This window comes from Agaribacillus sp. DX54, from assembly GCF_056858335.1.
In genome coordinates, this window is record NZ_JBXEQE010000018.1 from 86,064 (window position 1) to 101,825 (window position 15,762).

General features: G+C 41.7%; 13 protein-coding genes. 4 read left to right on the plus strand and 9 right to left on the minus strand.

Going from position 1 to position 15,762, the window contains the following annotated elements:
• Positions 1–172: 172 nt before the first annotated feature.
• Both AC04NP_RS18555 and AC04NP_RS18560 read left to right on the plus strand, forming a co-directional pair.
• Positions 173–1,174 carry a 4-hydroxyproline epimerase gene (locus tag AC04NP_RS18555; RefSeq protein ID WP_482861423.1) on the plus strand — a complete coding sequence of 334 codons (1,002 nt, stop codon included), beginning with the start codon at positions 173–175 and terminating at the stop codon, positions 1,172–1,174.
• 6 nt (positions 1,175–1,180) lie between these two features.
• Positions 1,181–2,434 carry an NAD(P)/FAD-dependent oxidoreductase gene (locus AC04NP_RS18560; RefSeq protein WP_482861424.1) on the plus strand — a complete coding sequence of 418 codons (1,254 nt, stop codon included), beginning with the start codon at positions 1,181–1,183 and terminating at the stop codon, positions 2,432–2,434.
• Between the two features lie 136 nt (positions 2,435–2,570).
• Here the strand turns inward: AC04NP_RS18560 and AC04NP_RS18565 are convergent, their stop codons facing one another.
• The 3 genes from AC04NP_RS18565 to AC04NP_RS18575 form a co-directional block, all read right to left on the minus strand.
• Positions 2,571–3,350 carry a DUF1828 domain-containing protein gene (locus AC04NP_RS18565; RefSeq protein ID WP_482861425.1) on the minus strand — a complete coding sequence of 260 codons (780 nt, stop codon included), beginning with the start codon at positions 3,348–3,350 and terminating at the stop codon, positions 2,571–2,573.
• Between the two features lie 4 nt (positions 3,351–3,354).
• Positions 3,355–3,888, minus strand: a complete 534-nt coding sequence (locus AC04NP_RS18570; protein WP_482861426.1) for a DUF6978 family protein — start codon at positions 3,886–3,888, stop codon at positions 3,355–3,357.
• 505 nt (positions 3,889–4,393) lie between these two features.
• The gene (locus tag AC04NP_RS18575; RefSeq protein ID WP_482861427.1) at positions 4,394–4,846 is read right to left on the minus strand and encodes a helix-turn-helix domain-containing protein; all 453 of its coding nucleotides are present in this window, start codon (positions 4,844–4,846) and stop codon (positions 4,394–4,396) included.
• A 430-nt stretch (positions 4,847–5,276) separates the two neighbouring features.
• Here AC04NP_RS18575 and AC04NP_RS18580 point away from each other — a divergent pair, with 430 nt between their 5' ends.
• Positions 5,277–5,570 (plus strand): hypothetical protein, encoded by a 294-nt coding sequence (locus AC04NP_RS18580; protein ID WP_482861428.1) that lies wholly within the window; start codon positions 5,277–5,279, stop codon positions 5,568–5,570.
• 402 nt (positions 5,571–5,972) lie between these two features.
• Positions 5,973–6,335, plus strand: a complete 363-nt coding sequence (locus AC04NP_RS18585) for a hypothetical protein (protein ID WP_482861429.1) — start codon at positions 5,973–5,975, stop codon at positions 6,333–6,335.
• Positions 6,336–6,352: 17 nt separating this feature from the next.
• Here AC04NP_RS18585 and AC04NP_RS18590 read toward each other — a convergent pair whose 3' ends face one another.
• The 6 genes from AC04NP_RS18590 to AC04NP_RS18615 all read right to left on the minus strand — a co-directional run bounded on the left by AC04NP_RS18590 (position 6,353) and on the right by AC04NP_RS18615 (position 15,530).
• Positions 6,353–6,529 (minus strand): hypothetical protein, encoded by a 177-nt coding sequence (locus AC04NP_RS18590; RefSeq protein WP_482861430.1) that lies wholly within the window; start codon positions 6,527–6,529, stop codon positions 6,353–6,355.
• Between the two features lie 552 nt (positions 6,530–7,081).
• A complete protein-coding gene (locus tag AC04NP_RS18595; RefSeq protein WP_482861431.1) occupies positions 7,082–8,245 on the minus strand; it encodes a T9SS type A sorting domain-containing protein in 1,164 nt (387 codons plus the stop codon).
• 172 nt (positions 8,246–8,417) lie between these two features.
• Positions 8,418–9,350 carry a hypothetical protein gene (locus tag AC04NP_RS18600; protein WP_482861432.1) on the minus strand — a complete coding sequence of 311 codons (933 nt, stop codon included), beginning with the start codon at positions 9,348–9,350 and terminating at the stop codon, positions 8,418–8,420.
• 19 nt (positions 9,351–9,369) lie between these two features.
• Positions 9,370–10,791 (minus strand): SusD/RagB family nutrient-binding outer membrane lipoprotein, encoded by a 1,422-nt coding sequence (locus AC04NP_RS18605; RefSeq protein ID WP_482861433.1) that lies wholly within the window; start codon positions 10,789–10,791, stop codon positions 9,370–9,372.
• A gap of 19 nt (positions 10,792–10,810) precedes the next feature.
• Complete coding sequence (locus tag AC04NP_RS18610; protein WP_482861434.1) at positions 10,811–14,407, minus strand: SusC/RagA family TonB-linked outer membrane protein; 3,597 nt, start codon at positions 14,405–14,407, stop codon at positions 10,811–10,813.
• Between the two features lie 82 nt (positions 14,408–14,489).
• A complete protein-coding gene (locus AC04NP_RS18615; protein ID WP_482861435.1) occupies positions 14,490–15,530 on the minus strand; it encodes a FecR family protein in 1,041 nt (346 codons plus the stop codon).
• Positions 15,531–15,762 lie beyond the last annotated feature (232 nt).

The following is a 15,762-nucleotide window of genomic DNA, read 5'->3' on the forward strand; positions in this document are numbered from 1 at the left end:
TAAAGGTATCATTTAAATCAATGGTCTCATGACTGCGACACGCTCCGGAAACATCTGGAGAATGTAAACCACGGAAATCCAATTACAAGCATATGATGTGTCTCGAGTCCATGTGTAAAAGGTGCCTGAAGATTGATAGAGGCCCGAACGGTTCAACAATTTTGAAAAGCAAATGGCTAAGAAGACCTTTTTTTGTGTAGATGCTCATACCTGTGGCAATCCTGTGAGGTTGGTGGCTGGCGGAGGGCCTATCCTCGAAGGTCAAAATATGACCGAAAGACGTCAAAACTTTCTTGAAACGTATGACTGGATCAGAAAGGGGCTGATGTTTGAGCCGCGGGGGCACGATATGATGTCGGGAAGTATTCTGTATCCACCCGCAGACCCTGCCAATGATGTTGGTGTTTTGTTTATTGAAACCAGTGGATGTCTGCCAATGTGCGGTCATGGCACCATAGGTACTGTCACTATCGCTATTGAAGAAGGGCTTGTAAATCCTAAATCTCCCGGGAAGCTAAGGCTTGAAACGCCGGCAGGGTTAGTCATCGTCGATTACAAACAAGAAGGTAAAAAAGTAACCTCGGTCAGGCTGATCAACGTTCCTGCTTATCTGGCAGCCGAAAATATTACGGTAGCCTGTCCCGGCCTGGGTAAGCTTACTGTGGATGTAGCTTACGGAGGTAATTTTTATGCCATCGTCGATCCACAGGAGAATTTTAGTGGCATACAAGATTTCTCTGCAGAGCAGCTCGTTCAGCATAGCCGGATTTTAAGGGAAAAGATCAATGTGGCGCATTCCTTTGTTCATCCATTGAATAGTTCCATAAAAGGTTTAAGTCACATCCTATGGACCGGAAATACGCTTTCTGCTGACGCTACGGCTCGAAATGCCGTTTTCTATGGAGATAAAGCCATTGATCGGTCGCCATGCGGCACCGGCACCTCAGCAAGAATGGCCCAATGGTATTCAAAAGGTAAGCTGAAAATCGGTGAAACCTTCATTCACGAAAGTTACATCGGATCCAAGTTCACCGGACGTATAGAAGAAGAAACCACTATTAATGGCATGATGGCGATCATACCCAGTATAGAGGGATGGGCCAGGATTACAGGCTATAATAATATTTTCATAGATGATGACGATCCTTATGCTCACGGCTTCCAGGTAATTTAATCCCCTATGAAAACTAAAAAAGCAGTAGTCGTAGGAGGTGGTATCATTGGCTTGTGTTCCGCTTATTTTCTGAACAAGAAAGGGTTTGAAGTAACAGTGATAGACAAAGGAGACTTCCGGCAAGGTTGTTCACACGGAAATGCAGGCATGATAGTTCCCAGCCATTTTATCCCTCTTGCAGCACCCGGGGCAATTAAACTTGGGTTAAAATGGATGTTTAACCCTGAAAGTCCTTTTCATCTTCCGCTTCGCCTTGACAAAGACCTGATTACCTGGGTTTGGAAATTTTACCGGGCAGCCAACAAAAAGCACGTTACGCGTTCAGCGCCCCTATTGAGTTGGCTTAATCTCGCGAGTAAGCAACTTTATGAGGAAATCGGTGAAGAAGCGTTGCCGGCATTTGGATTTCAGAAAAAAGGCCTGCTGATGGTATGTAAAACTTTCAAAGTATTGGATGAAGAAGCATCTCTGGTCACGATGGCCCAAAAGCTTGGGATAAAGGCCATGGTATTATCATCGGATGAGGTAAGGCAACTGGATCCGGGCCTGCGATTAGCTATTGCCGGAGCGGTTTATTTTCCTGGGGATGCCTTCCTTACCCCACAGCTTTTTATGTCCGGTTTGTATCATAGGCTTTGCACCTTGGGGGTTTCATTTCTGCCGTTTTCAGAAGTCATCTCGTTCTCTAAAAAAACAGGTGTGATTACGGCTGCTCATACCAAAGATAAGAGTTTTGTCGCCGACGAATATATCATAGCCGGGGGTGCATGGTCAGGCCGATTGTGTCGAAACCTTTCAGTCAATTTACCCTTGATCGCCGGTAAAGGATACAGTGTATTACTACCTCAGCCCAAGGCTCGACCAAAGATCTGCGCAATCCTCACAGAAGCCAGGGTTGCGGTAACGCCTATGCAAAACGGATTGCGTTTTGCAGGGACCATGGAACTAGGGAACGCCCATGAAAAAGTCAATAAAAAGCGTTTAAATGGTATATTTAAGTCCATACCTCAATATTTCCCCGATTTTAAAGCTGTTGACTTTCAAAACCTGGATGTATGGACCGGTCTGCGTCCTTGCAGTCCTGACGGCCTCCCCTATCTGGGACGGCCCAAGCATTTTAAAAATCTAATTTTAGCCACCGGTCATGCTATGATGGGGCTCAGCCTTGGCCCGGTAACCGGGCACCTCGTATCTCAGATTGCCTGTAACGAAAAAATGGAAAGAGATATATCATTATTAAATCCTTCAAGATATGATTGAGATCAGATAAGCATACTATGCGCATCGGATTTTTAATAGAGAAAAAGTCAAAAGTTCCATCCGCATATTATTAAATATGCTTACCTAACTGTCAGGTATTTTGATCATTGTAAGATCAAATGGCATCTATTGCCCTTTAATTTTGGCCGATGTATTTATCAAACTCTTCTATCTTTGACCATCTATGGGTCTGTACTCCTTCAATAGCCAATGCTTCCATTAAATCAGATTTTGGTTCGTGTGAAAGATCGTTCACTAAGATAGTTGCTTCAAATGATTTCTTATTGTGTTCTTCCCTTAATTTCTTAACGTTCTGCCAAGAATAAACAAACGAGGAAATTGTGCTTTGGCGAAGTTGTTCTGATGCTTTTAATACAATTTCTTTATCAAATTTTGGAAAATGAAAATCAAAGTGATAATCCAATCCGTTATAACCTGCGAATTTAACGTCTCTAACGTGAATGATTCTCTTTTCGTTCAGATGGTTCTCAACATCCTCCTTAAACAAAGAACGAACGGTTTTCTCCGATAAATATTCTAAATCATGGAGTTCCAATATTGCTTGTAGCAGGTAATGCTTCTTTTGTAAAAAATTCTCTATATTAGCTTCAACATAGAATTCCCCCTTACTTTCGTTTACTCCATAGTTTTTTACTATACCATCCACAAACTGTTTCTTCTTTGGAGATCTACTTATCGACACCCCACTTTCTTCAAGTAAGTTAATTGTTTCTCCTCCATCCGAAAGAATCCATTTGCCATTTTTTCTTTTGCAATAAATTTCAATTCCATCGTTAAATATTCCGGTAAAGGGGGTTGCTATGGCTGTCCAATCCGTCTGCTCATCCTCAATGATATGAGTTTTGGATCTAAGCCAATTGTAGTAATCGTCTAATATTTTGGACAGTTCGTTCATATATTTAATTTAACGATAATTTACCTAAAAATGAGAAAGTGGCTTGCAAATTAATCAGTCTTGCAAAATCTTCAACCGCTCTCATCTTATCTGCCTCAACATTAATTTCCGTTATATTCAATTGAAATCGTTGGCCAGAATCCAGTTTCAAATAATCTTCCATTGGTATGGCCCAATTTAGCTCAGACCCTTCAACGTAAATGTGAATGTGTGCTTTTCTCGGAGGTATTTCAAGCCCAACGTAGTTATGTAAAAAATTTGGTGCTGTCGCTGTTAAAGTTTGCGGATTCTCGTGCCTTGATCCTTGGAAATCGATCCGAATAAGACCAAGATTGCCAAAATCTCTATGGTGACAAGAAAGCTTCAGTGAGACCCTGTTACTCTCGCTGTAGTCAAGTTTAAACTTTAGATTATTATCTTCTTGGGAGATTAATTCATAAACCTGTTTTGTCTTTCTTTGGTCATAAAGCAATGATGATCCGTCCTTTGGTATTTTTGGACTTGCTATAAGTTCATTTGCTTCATCCCTTGAAATCATGGCTGTTTTTTAAAGCAATAAAAATTTAACCTATGTGTATGATGTACAATTCCTTAAATATAAATAAGCTAAAGTAATCGATTCACTTCATCCAATCTCAGTGTCTAGCTTCTAACCTTGTTATTTTGGAACAACGAAGTTTGAAGATCAAATTGATAACTGAAATTATATGCTCCGTATTAAGTTTAATCAACATCTACTTTAGGTTTAAGACAGATATTTTAACCTTTAGCAAACTAGCTTTTAATAAACAAATAAACAACCGTAGAAATACGCATTAGAAGATGTTAGTGCCATGTCCGCTTTTGGTTGATAACAATAACTATAAACTAAGACATCTAATCTCGTATTTTTTCCAAAAACCGGATTCAATCAGATAAGCCAAAATCATACAGCTAAAAAGAAATTGGATCCACAATTTAAAAAATTTGCAAAAGTCAACGGGAAATTAAGCGCTGGCCAAACTTATCATCCCCATAGCCCAAAAAAATACTAAAAAATCACTTCACTTCCTTTCATCCAACATCTTCTGCAACATCGCCACCTTCTCTTTTTCACTCCTCAGAACAGTCTCCTTTTCCTTCAAAAGCTCCTGATACAATTTTTTGTTTTCTTCAACAACCTCCATCAACTTATCGATAGGGTTGAAAGTGCAATGATATTGAGGGTTTTCGCTATGTGTATTATTCGTTGCCCCTTCATAATTGTTTTGAATAATATTGTAAACAATAGATTCCTCATCGAAGCTTTTAATGGCCTCTACATTTATACCCAGCGCTTTGGCCATCTTGGCCAGCATTTCATCATCGACATTTTCACTCCGTTCAATTTTGGAGACGGTTTGCTGGCTGATACCTAATTTGTCGGCGACCGCATCCTGTCTGATACCCAACAGTTCACGCATGCGGCCAATCTTTCTTCCCATGTGTTTGGAGCGGGGTTTTGTGTTATTTTCCATAGCATAAATATATCAATTCCCAGGGTTGATACAAAACTTTTGAATCGTCTATGCCAAAACAAAAGTAACGTAAAATACTACGCATTGCGGTAGTAGGATACAATTAAATTTCTCCTCTACTTTAGTGCGTTAAACAGGGCCCGATAAAACACAACCTGTGAAATTGTAAAACACAACTCACTTTTTTATTACACCTAATTCCATAAATCATGATAGAATACGATCAAAAAGAAAATCAATGAAAGATCGCGATCCCTTTATCGGGAATCGAAGAATTACAAAGCTACCAAAACGCAGTTTTAGGGGTTATAAGACAATTTGAAATTGAAGATTGCGATCCGGAATTAATGGGTTACAAAACACACCATGAGTCAACCTGCCTCCAAAGGTCGAGCTTATCTTGTTCCTGATCCAAGCTGAATTGAAAAACGTGAAATGCGCCAATGACCTGGCCACGAAAGGAATTGACGCCTACGCTGGCTTCCTGGGTTTTAGCCCATTAATTTCAGCCATTATGGGTTTTGATAATAACCTTACAAATGAATTTAAAGAATGGTATTTTGATCGTCAAAACAAATTGGTCGAAAGGATGGATCCGAAAAATGATAAAGAACTTTTGGAACAGGCTTTTAATTTTTATGCTGATTTGATCATTAAAAAGCGCGAATTGGATTGTCTCCCAACAATCCACCTGACGCGAAATACAAAAAATTCATGCATGTGATTAAGCAAAATTTGATTGACAAACCTGCTTGAGGTGCGCATGTCATTGTTTTACTAATCAAGGGTTGCTCTAAGGGCAGCCCTTTACTATGCTTTGCTCAGGTTGGCTTTTATTCTGTCCGAAAATATACCGGTGTGCATAGTTTTGAACCATGGTTCGACTAAACCTTTAAAACAATGGAAAAACAGGTCGGGCAACTTACAGAATGGATGGTTTAGCCCAGAAAATGTTGAAAATTTTTTCAGGGCGCCTGACATCAAAGCTTTAAGCAATGCATTGAACAAAAAAACAGGAATGGTCAATAAAGGGGCAGGTAAAGAATACCGGTTAATCAACCACTGGGATAATTAAGAGATAATTCCTGCCGCAAGGGACGCTAACAAGCAATGGCGGAAATTCAGTATGATGGATATGATTTGGCTCGACATGGTGGAAGATTTAAGACAGTTTAGCTGCAGCATTGAAAAAATACGCCAGGCAAAAGGGCAACTTCACGTCAGGTACAAAAACATGGAGGCCGCTTATCCTTTATTGGCGTTATTTATATTTATCATGATTAGCAATTACAATCCTGTATGTCTCAAAATTTATCCCGATGGGGGTTTGAAGCACTTATTACAAAGGGGCGTATCCCCTTGCTACTTCAACCTATGCGATAGGGATGACGATGAAATTTCGTGTTTTGAAGTCCGCCGGAAATCGATGGGTTCGGTATTTCCTGAAAAATTAATCTTTTCAAAAAACAAATATCGATCACCCATTTGAACCGTGTATTAGCCCTTCTAGTTGGTAAAAACTACGATTTTAAAGCCCCGAAAAAAGCGAGGCGGCCCAATATGGCTCCCTTCCCTGTACCGGGGAGGCGAATATCCAATATTACCATTCATCCTGAAAATCAGCGTATCAGATAGGTAGTGATCCCTTAATTGCATGGTAGCGATAATTGGTCTATCACGCATTTTTTTGGTGCAGGACAACACAATGACGCACCATTTTGTAGGCTTTATGACTGTACTCAGTACCATCATACAAACGGAAAACCTTCACAGCGCCTCAACCGGAAATATAGTATTACATTTTGCAAAGTAAGCATAAGTTTTTGTTATACAGCCCATTTACTTTAAAGTAAATATTCACCATCAATCATAAATTATGAAAACAGACACACGAATTAAACCTATGGCTGTGCTACTGTTATGCTTCATCTGGTTGCTATCTTGTACAGGTGAGGATATAACGATAGACCGATTGATTCCCCTATGGATGATTCCGGCTCGGTGATTTTGATTTTGGTGCTGGAAGGAAATGAGGGAATAAGGCCATCTGAGAATTATAAAAAGATTGCTTATCGAATAAATGGATTTTGATAAGTTTTTAGGGGACCTTTAAGGTAGCAGAGTTGCTCAGCTTTAACCATACGCTATGTAAGGTTGGGTAGCTCTGTCTACTTCCTGTAATTTCAGGAACCATTTTCTGAAGTTATGAAATGCCCTCGCCTTACTTTTGCAACATTACCTCCTGATTATTTTTCTTTGAATAATAGAATCTTTATGACATACCCTGAGTATATAAACACCTTTCGGAAGAGACGCCAGGTTCAACTCAGTCCGGTTGGAGGCAGATTTCGATAACCAGATTTTGCCGGTTAAGCTGATGATTTCGACTGTGGCATCCATATAAGTCCCCGACTCGACAGTAATAAAATTAAATGATGGATTGGGATAGATCTTCAAGTTATTTTCAAATGCCTTTTCATCGACCCCAACAACTACCTTGCCCTCACATCTACAACCTGCAAAGCCCGCGTTAATGTATTGATCATCTGTAGTGGCATCGTCACCATCGTCACAGGAAGTACCAATAAGTGTATCATCGAATCCCGGACACTGATCAGTCGGGTCACATACTCCGTCATGATCACTATCGCTGACACAAACAACACCCGATGATCCGCAAATTTGTCCGGGAATTGCTTCAAACCAACCTGTATTGTCGGAGTCAGCCAGGATTTGGTCCACATTTTCCCGGGAAAAGTCGCACATACCCGACCCTCCGGTATTATTATAAAAACCAAATTGCATACAATCCGTCCGGGGGCCCTGATGGGGTAACCCGAGGACATGGCCAAATTCATGTACCACGTGACCGAGGCAATGAGCGGAAGTACCTTCATCAAAAGGAAAAGAGCCGGATTTACCTGAAATACACCACATGTCATCGGCATCCATCCAGGCACCTCCGAAGTTAGCCCCGACTTTACCGTCACTGCGGGAAGCAGGATAATTTACGACCCTGTTGTTAGGATCGAAATCTTCAATGTTTAGTTTTGAATAAACCTCTTTTTTAATGTTTCCCAATCGGTACCATCTCGCCTGATCCCCGTGGATACCGTCGGGCGTATTTATATACCAACTGCTGGGATGGTCGGCATAAATCACCTCTACCATCGGATCATTAAGATAAAAAGTCACCCCCAGTTGTTCATACCAATATTGTTGGAAGGCGAGGGCATGCGACGCTATAGCGTCTTTGTCTTCCTGATTAAAATCATAATCCGATTCGACGAAATAAACAAAACGAACCACCTTACATTCCTGGGAATAGGCAGGTAATGCCGTTGATATCGTAACACCTAAGATGAAAAGCGATGTCATTTTTAGTCTGTACCCTTTCATATAATTCTATTTAACTGTCTGATAACCATTTTTCTAAAACAGGAGATGGATTTTTCCCCTGTCGTTCAGAGTTTTTCCGGCACACATTTTCCATTCCTTTATCGCTTGGCGATGTCCCATTTTTAACCATCAAAGGTAAATACATTTTTCCCCTGTCGTTTGAATAGGGCCATTAAGGTTTTTTAGAGAAGGTGAGGCTTACCTGGTCGTGGCTATCGGCATCCCACCAGGCATCTGTTAAATTTACACCATCAAAAATTAAGCTGCCAGTCGTTGCATCGAAATAGCCAACAGGTGAAGCCTCCTTATAGATATAGGGCATATATCTTAACCTTCTCTTTTCTATGGTAACGCCGTCATCGGCAAGCATTTCATATTCCTCATCAGTGTCCCATCCCCTACCGGCAAGATTAATCTCTACAGGATCTGTGTTTACTATCGGACATGCAAGGGAGAACATTGTGCCATACCAAAAATCATCCCAATTGCTCCAATCCAATCCAAAATCAGTCAAAACGTAAAGATTTTCATTAGAATTCCAAATGAGTTCTACCTCTTTGGAAAAGCCGGATACCGTATTGGTCGCCACCCAGGTTCCCAGCGCCAAATCGGGTATCTCACAAAAGGCAATATAATCGGGAATTACAGTTACCGAGTTGGTAACCTCGATCGTATCTCCCGAGGGTAAAATGCCTATTGGCCGAAAGCCAAAAGTCGATCCTACCACAATTTCATCAGGCTCGATGCTCAATCCATCAAAAAGCGCTTCAACGCTGGAAATAGAAAAAACAACAGAATCATAGAAAGCTAAATCCCCAATGGCCAGACTTTCTTCAATCACCTTGAAATCGTTATCCATTAAGGCTTTTATAATCACCACCCGATCAAATACGGCCGCAGGATTGACAAAGAACTTACCTGATATGTTTATTGCTCCTGTGATGGTTGCATCGGGATTTTTAGTAAAAGTAATTTCGCTGACTTCTTCATCATAGGTAACAGATAGTCCGGGCGTTGCATCACTGGCAAATGGCCCGGGTTCATCAAGACATCCTGAAAACAATAATGGCAAAACTATAAACAGTGGGTATATATATCTTTTCATGATCAAATAATTTACAGCGTTAGTGTATAGTCCAGATTAATTGTGAGTCGAGGTTATCTCCATTACTCAGTTTGGCAGCAGCGGCCTGCATGTTTACGCTGTTGGTCGCTTGCTCATTTTCAGGATAGCTAAACCTTCTGGGTATCACATTAACAATGCCGCCAGGTACCGGGGAAAGACCGGGCATACCGGTTCTGCGGTAATCTGTCCAGGCTTGCATACCTCTGCCAAACATACTTACCCACTTTTCCATATAAATTTCTTCGAGGTCGGTACCGTCTGAAAGTACGTTAGCAACGTAATCAATAATAGCATCACTTACCACACCCCTGCGGGTCATGTTCCAACCGATCGCATCGCTTAAAAAAGCGGTTACATCTCCGGTAATCAAACCTCTTTCGGCCGCTTCTGCCTGCAGGAATAATAATTCGGAGTAGTCCATGAAGGTAATGGTGGCATCACGCGTGAAACCGGCCGGATTAATGCCTGAGAATACATCATCTTCCACAAAATAGATACCCGGTTGCACGCCCGCATAAGTTCCTCCATCTTCACTGACCAAGGCATACAGGGGTAACCTTGGATCATTGGTGGCAGTCATCCTGTCAACCAATGGCGATGCCATTCTATGCCCCTGGTCTGTAGCCTCCGGTCCTATGGCCTGGGCCGGTGAATAAATGGCACCTTCTATATCTCCCGGATATCGATAGATGGCGTTATCATCACTACTTTCAAACAAGGGAGAAATGCCCGATAGCTCTGATGCGACATCGGTGATGGCAGATATATGCATTAATAAACGAAACCTTAGGCTATTGGCAAACTTTCTCCATTTGAGGCCATCACCCCGGTAAAGGATATCGTAATCCCGATCGATATCTATGCTGGTCACACCGTCAAGCAGCGCATCGGCTTGTCGCAATTGTGCAAGAATCGCCTCATAGATAGTCGATTGCCCGTCATAGACAGGTTGATTAATTCCTTCATCCACCCGAAAAGACTCGCTGTATGGCACATCCCCGAAGGCATTGACCAACAGTGAAAATCCGTAAGCATGCAAAATCATACCTACTGCCTTGAGAGACTGATTTTCTTCCTCCTCAGCTTGTGCAATCATCAAATCCAGATCCACTAAAGGCCCCCGGTATAAATTATTCCAAAGGCTTGAACGGCCTTTTTCGTAAAAATAATTGCCCGGTTGATCCCAGCTAACCAAAGCCGTATGCTGAATCCAGGATGACGGATAAAGATATCCGTCAAAATAATCATTTTCTGCATTGGCCATGGATAATATGGAACCCGGGAGAAAAAAATGTGCCGGCACTTCTGAAAAAGCGTTGGGATCGGTGTTGATTGCTTCAAAGTTATCGTCACAACCGGAAAGCACCCAAAGAAAAAGCAGCGGCAACAACCAACTTTGATTTGTAGCTAAATTTTTCATAATCTTCAACCATTAATAATTAAAACCTAAAGGACAAGTTGAACGTGACCGTTCTGGCAGTGGGTAAATTAAACATGTCAAACCCTAAATCGGTGTTTCTTGCAGACATCGACGCCTCCGGATCGAAATTAGGCGCCTTGGCATATAACAATGCCAAATTCCGGCCTGCTACACCTACTCTCATGCGTTGAAAAGGGAGCCATCTGTCAACCAGTTTTTGCGGTATGGAATAGTAAATTTGGATAGCTTTCAGCTTGATGTAGGTGCCATCATAAACCACCGGTTCATGAAGTCCCCACCTCATCAGATTTCCAACATAATCTCTGTAGGGCACTGCCACGTTATTGGGCACATAGCTTACTTCATCTCCATTGATCACCTCCATAACCCCTTCTCCGACGATAGACTGGTTTCTGTGAGGAGAAAGCGTACTTTTCGTAAGTCCTGCACTGGCTGCCCATTGATTGGTTAATGAGAATATATCCCCTCCGAATTTTGCATTGACCTGCGCTGTAAGGCTAAGCCCTTTATAACTGACAGTACTCATAAAGCTTCCTAACCAATCGGGAGTAACATTTCCCAATACAACCTGCTGGTCTGTTTGAACCGCAAGACCGTTATTGTGGATCACATTACCATTTGGGTCACGTTTGAGCCCATTGCCCACCAATTGGCCATAAGGCTCACCTGGCCTGGCAACGGTTCTGATGTTGGAGTATTTTGCGGTTATCTGTAATTCGTCAACACCTTCGGCAAGCGAAAGTACCTCGTTTACATTTCTGGCATAAGTAAAACCAACATCCCATCTGATAGCTTTGTCAACAGGGATTGCCGTTACAGCTATTTCGATGCCTTCATTCTTAATATCTCCGGCATTAATGATTCTGCTTGTATATCCTGAAGATCCGGGTAAAAGTACTCTTTGGATTTGATCTTCGGATTTTCCCGTATACAAGGCCACATCGAAGTTTAATCTGGCGTCAAAAAGCCGTAGATCCATACCCACTTCATAGGTGGTTGTTCTCGTTGGTTTTAGGGTTGGATTGTTAAGCCCATTGGCAATGGTTGCCTCAAATACATCGCCTAATCTGGTATTTGTTGACAAAGTAGGGTCAATTTGATAAGCTGAGGTGCCGATGCCAACCCTGCCCGCATTGCCTCGAAATTTCAAAAAAGAAATAGCAGATGGCAGATCCAGTAAATCACTCATAATAAAACTTAATGATGCGGATGGGTAAAAAAACGAGTTATTTGAAATGGGTAAGGTACTGTTCCAGTCATTACGCCCTGTCAGGGTAAAAAAGACCAGGTTTTTGTAATCGAAATCCACATTGCCGAAAACACTGTTGATTTTTGATTCCGAATAATATTGATCAAGCTGCGGATTACCCACGGCATTATTAATCGTAAACAAATTAGGAAGTTCTAATTCAAGCGCCCGTTGCCAGGCACCATCAAGTACGAAAGTCCTTGTCTCTGCTCCCAGTATGGCATTAAAACCAAACGCTCCAATGCGGTTGTTTCCAGTCAGGATCACATTGGCAAAAGTATTTTTTCTCTGAAAAACATCCCGGTAATAGGACCCGGCATACCCAAAGAATGATCCCGTCCATAACCGGACCCCCTCATTCCTTTTTTGTTCAATTTTTTCATCGATTACTTCCTGGTTGACTTTAGCATCCAGTTGCAGCCAATCGGTCCATTTATATTTAATATGGGCCGAAGCAAAAATCCGCTCATTACTGTATTCATTTTTTTCGTTGTTGAGTGTAAAGAAAGGATTGGGAAAGAAGTCTCCATCTGCGGCAGTCCAGCCCGGTACGATCACCTGGGGATCCTGGCCTGTAACCTCAAATGGAACAGGCACACCGTTGGCAAGCAAATGTTCATAATTGCGGAGCGCTTTTACATCAACGTGCCTGGGTACAATCAGGGCCTGTCTGATTGGATTATTCGACCAATTGTCGGTAGCAACCCTGTTGGGGCTTTCCTGATTGGCGTAAATTAAATTTACATTTGTCTCCAGCTTCTCTGTTATATTTACCCCTGCATTCAATGTAATCGTATTTCTGGTTAGCTCTGAGGTAGGCACCATGCCTTGCTCTTCAGCGTTCCTTAAGGCCAATCTAAAATGATACTTACCTTCTTCACCTTTAGAAGCTGCCAGGCTTAATTCGCGCATTACCCCTGTATCAAAAAAATCTTTCCCATTATCCGGATATGCGCGAAGTGGCAAAGGAACAGGGTTACCTTCTGCGTCCAGCGGGCTATTCCATTGCACGGCTGTCTCTTGTACGCCAAAGGGATCGCCCCAGGAATTGCCTGTACCGCCTACAGGATCATAATAGTTCCAATCAACTCCCGGCAATCCGGGGCCATATTCGTTTTGGTAATCAATTAACCTGAAGGGTTCACTCAATGTAAGACTGCTATTAAACTCAAAACCAAGGTTCTTGTTACCCTTCCCGCTTTTGGTTTTAATGACGATCACACCATTAGCCCCCGCCGAACCATATAAAGCAGCAGCAGCGGCCGATTTCAAAACCGTTATTTCCTCAATGTCATCGGGGTTGAAATCCGCAATGCTATTTCCATAGTCAATGCGTCCCGTAGCTCTCAAAGAATTATTGACCGGAACCCCATCAATTACAAATAAAGGTTGATCACTGTTAGCGCCTATTGTTTTTACTCCCCTTAATATGATCCTGGATGAAGCGCCCACACCCCCTGATGAGGAACTGATATCTAACCCTGCCACTCTCCCCGATAACGCATTGATTACATTGGATTCGGCCGTTTCACCAATCTCTTCACCTTTTACATTACTAACCGCATAACCCAGCGATTTTGTCGACCTTTCAACACCAAGGGCCGTTACAATCACTTCATTGAGGGTCTGCAGGTTTTCAAACAATACTACATCGATGGCCGACCTCCCATTTACAGGCATTTCTATGGTTTCATAACCCACAAACGAAAATATCAGGGTAGCTTGCTTATCATCCACCACCATCACATAGCTGCCATCACTATCTGTGATTACACCTTGTGTCGATCCTTTGATAATTACATTGACGCCAGGAATAGGTTCGCCGGCCCTGTCGGTAACTTTACCGGAAACAATGTGGTCACCGCCTTTCCGTAAAGCAGGAATGGTCGTGTCAATGGTTTTTTGCGGATTTAAAATCCGATCAGGCAAAATTTTAAATCTTTTCCTGTCCAATTTGGAAATGGCTTTTTCTACGTTCGGCCGGGAAGATTTTATGACATAGTGTTTCTGATCCAATTTGACATAAATCAATTGAAAAGGAGAAAGAATTTCGGCAAGAATTTTTTCAACATCATTACCGACCGTCTTTTTTTTGTCCACTGATTCCCCTTGCACATACTCATCATTAAAGGAAAGGTTGATTTGAAATCTTTCCTCCAAGCCCAATAAAGCTTGCCTTAAAGGCTGCTTTTGATTTTCCAAAGGGTCTTGTTTCTCTCGTACGTTAAGAGAAACCAATTCCACCCGATTATAAAAATTAGTCGCCTGAGCAGGTATTTTAAAAGGCACCCAAACAACCGACACCATAAAAATAAATGTGACAAATACTTGTAAATTAAATCGCATAGGCAGTCATTTAACGTTATACCATAATCAGTTCCTGTCAATGAATAAGTGGCAGTATGTAAATAACTGACAGGGCTGATTTTTACTTTGTGATTAGCAATTGCTTCTTGTTCCGTCTAATTTTCATTTGGAAAGTGTTTTCCAAAACCCGTAGCAGAATTTCAGGATCCCTTGCAGAAACTTTTGAAGTAAGGCTTAGTCCCGAAAAATCTACTTGATTTTCTACGACTACTGAGTATCCGTAAACATCTTCCAGCGTCTCAAACACCTCTTCGACCGGGGTACTATGAAAAGTAAGCTCAAAGTTGGTCCAAGCCGTATATTTCTTCGAATCAACCTTTTTTTTGTTGATCTCGTTACTTTGGCTCGAGAATTCGATAAAGTCGCCGGGTTGCATTTCCAACGTTTGCTTATTTTTCTCCAGATTAACTTTTATCTTACCCGAGCTCAACACAACTTTGGTCTTATTTCTTCTGTTATTGACATTAAATTCCGTTCCCAAGACCTCGACCTGTAAATCGGCCGTATGCACAACAAACTTTATTTCGGATGTCAGGTGTTGCACTGAAAAAAATGCCTCCCCTTTTAACCATACATTTCTTGCCTGCCCGGTATCCCAGGTCTTTGGAATCTTTAGCTGAGAATTTCCGTTTAAAACCACCTCCGATCCATCCGCGAGTGTAACATGCCTGATTTCTCCAAATTCAGTCTTATAGGTTTCTCCGGCCAAATCCCAGGTCTTGTTGATTACAACAATACTGACAATCAGCCCAATTGCAGCAGCGACTGAGACCCATTTAAATAGGCTGCGTTGAATGGGAACAGTTTTAGGGGCCGGTTCGGGCTTTGAATCCTTTTGCCTGGTTTGGTAATAGGCCTGCACCGATTTTTCCAGTATTGCCTTACTTTTTTGTTCAGATAGCTTATAGGATGGTTTGCTCTCTATAATTGACGTCAACATGATTTTCGCCAACGTTACTTCTTCAAGCATTTGAGGGTTTTGGGTCAACCACTCTTTCCAAAATGCTTTGACCTCATCATCAGGCGACACCACCCACTGATAAAATTTAGAATCCTGTACAAAATCTTCAGCTTTGTATTTGGTGTAATCTATATCACTCATGCGCAATTCCCCGGTTTTTTTATTATAGTACAAGAAATACCCACCTTGTAACTATATATCAAAACAAATTTTTCAAAAAGCCTTTTTGAGAGGCTCCGATAGGGGTTTGAAAATGTCGGATCACGCCGGAAGTGAAAAGCCTGATTGGTTCTTCATCAATTTTGGTGAACCTTTTTGGTATGCACATAAAAGTTTTTTAGCGCCTGCTAAATCTTTGATAATTCACTATGAT

Bases quoted from the DNA above. Each gene is read 5' to 3' on its own strand.
- AC04NP_RS18555 (WP_482861423.1), top strand. From the start codon at position 173: ATGGCTAAGAAGACCTTTTTTTGTGTAGATGCTCATACCTGTGGCAAT.
- AC04NP_RS18560 (WP_482861424.1), top strand. From the start codon at position 1,181: ATGAAAACTAAAAAAGCAGTAGTCGTAGGAGGTGGTATCATTGGCTTG.
- AC04NP_RS18565 (WP_482861425.1), bottom strand. From the start codon at position 3,350: ATGAACGAACTGTCCAAAATATTAGACGATTACTACAATTGGCTTAGA.
- AC04NP_RS18570 (WP_482861426.1), bottom strand. From the start codon at position 3,888: ATGATTTCAAGGGATGAAGCAAATGAACTTATAGCAAGTCCAAAAATA.
- AC04NP_RS18575 (WP_482861427.1), bottom strand. From the start codon at position 4,846: ATGGAAAATAACACAAAACCCCGCTCCAAACACATGGGAAGAAAGATT.
- AC04NP_RS18585 (WP_482861429.1), top strand. From the start codon at position 5,973: ATGATGGATATGATTTGGCTCGACATGGTGGAAGATTTAAGACAGTTT.
- AC04NP_RS18590 (WP_482861430.1), bottom strand. From the start codon at position 6,529: ATGCGTGATAGACCAATTATCGCTACCATGCAATTAAGGGATCACTAC.
- AC04NP_RS18595 (WP_482861431.1), bottom strand. From the start codon at position 8,245: ATGAAAGGGTACAGACTAAAAATGACATCGCTTTTCATCTTAGGTGTT.
- AC04NP_RS18600 (WP_482861432.1), bottom strand. From the start codon at position 9,350: ATGAAAAGATATATATACCCACTGTTTATAGTTTTGCCATTATTGTTT.
- AC04NP_RS18605 (WP_482861433.1), bottom strand. From the start codon at position 10,791: ATGAAAAATTTAGCTACAAATCAAAGTTGGTTGTTGCCGCTGCTTTTT.
- AC04NP_RS18610 (WP_482861434.1), bottom strand. From the start codon at position 14,407: ATGCGATTTAATTTACAAGTATTTGTCACATTTATTTTTATGGTGTCG.
- AC04NP_RS18615 (WP_482861435.1), bottom strand. From the start codon at position 15,530: ATGAGTGATATAGATTACACCAAATACAAAGCTGAAGATTTTGTACAG.